The sequence below is a fragment of the Streptomyces sp. NPDC058459 genome (assembly GCF_042721685.1).
GTDB lineage: Bacteria > Actinomycetota > Actinomycetes > Streptomycetales > Streptomycetaceae > Streptomyces.
Genome location: NZ_JBHXLV010000433.1, coordinates 1 through 1,129 on the forward strand (window position 1 = coordinate 1; position 1,129 = coordinate 1,129).

Here is a 1,129-nt window from a genome sequence, read left to right on the forward strand (position 1 = left end):
GGACACCGGTCAGCGCCCCGGCCCGCCAGGCCGCAGAGCGCCCCGGCCCGCCGGCCGCGCCGCCGGCACCCGCGGGCGCCGCGGGTGCGGCGGGCGCCGGTAGGGAGACGGCGGCCGGAGCCGTGCGGACCCGGGCGGTGGGCCGCGCCACGACGGCGGTCGCCGGCACGGTGGCCGCGGCGGCCGGTGCCCGCAGGGCGTGAAGGTGCCGGGCGACCTCGGCCGCGTCCGCGGGCCGGCGCCGTGGGTCCTTGCGTAGCAGCTCCGCCACCAGCCGGTCGAGTTCGGAGGGCACCTCGGGCCGGCGGGAGCGGACGGGGGCCGGAATCTGGTTTAGGTGCTGCGCCAGCACCGGCCACCCGCCGCCGGGGAACGGCGGCTGGCCGGTCAGCAGCTCGTACAGCAGGCACCCCAGCGAGTACAGGTCGCTGCCCGCGCCGATCACCGCGTCGCCGCGGGCCTGCTCCGGGGACATGTAGGAGGGGGTGCCGATCACCGTGCCGGTTCCGGTGAGCGGGTGCCCGAGCGCATCAGCGCGCCGCGCGATCCCGAAGTCGCAGACCTTCACCCGCCCGTCTGCGGTGAGCAGGATGTTCGCGGGCTTGATGTCGCGGTGCACTACCCCGGCCCGGTGGGCGGCGTGCAGGCCGCGGCAGATCTGCTCGCCCCACGCCACCACGTCTCCGACCGCCGGAAGGCCGCCGGCCAGGACCTCGCCCAGTGAGCGCCCCTCGACCAGCTCCATCACCAGGTAGACGACCCGGCTCCCGTCCACCGGCGCCTCGCCGATGTCGTGGACGGCCACCACGTGCGGATCGCTCAGGGCGGCCGCGGCCCGCGCTTCGCTGTCGAGCCGCAGCACCAGTTCCTCGTCCTCGGGGCGGGCCAGGACCTTCACCGCCACCTGGCGGCCGAGCCGCTCGTCGACCGCCCGCCAGACCCGGCCCATCCCGCCGGCGCCCAGGAGGCCGACCAGCCGGTAACGGCCCGCAAGTGTGGTGCCGTGCATGACGCCCTCCTTCCGGCCGGCCCCCTGCAAGGGCGGTCCGCTCGACGCGCCGGCATCTCGAGCGGCCGGCGTCGGGGCGCAGCCTACGAAAACACTTTCCGGCACCCCGCTGTCCTGGAG

The 1,129-nt window shown here is 77.0% G+C and carries 1 protein-coding gene; it reads right to left on the reverse strand.

Annotated elements, in window-relative coordinates:
- Positions 1 to 1,009, reverse strand: a 1,009-nt coding sequence (locus tag ACFWN1_RS33400; RefSeq protein WP_384370564.1) for a serine/threonine-protein kinase, incomplete at its 3' end; no start/stop codon positions are given.
- Between the last annotated feature and the right edge of the window lie 120 nt (positions 1,010 to 1,129).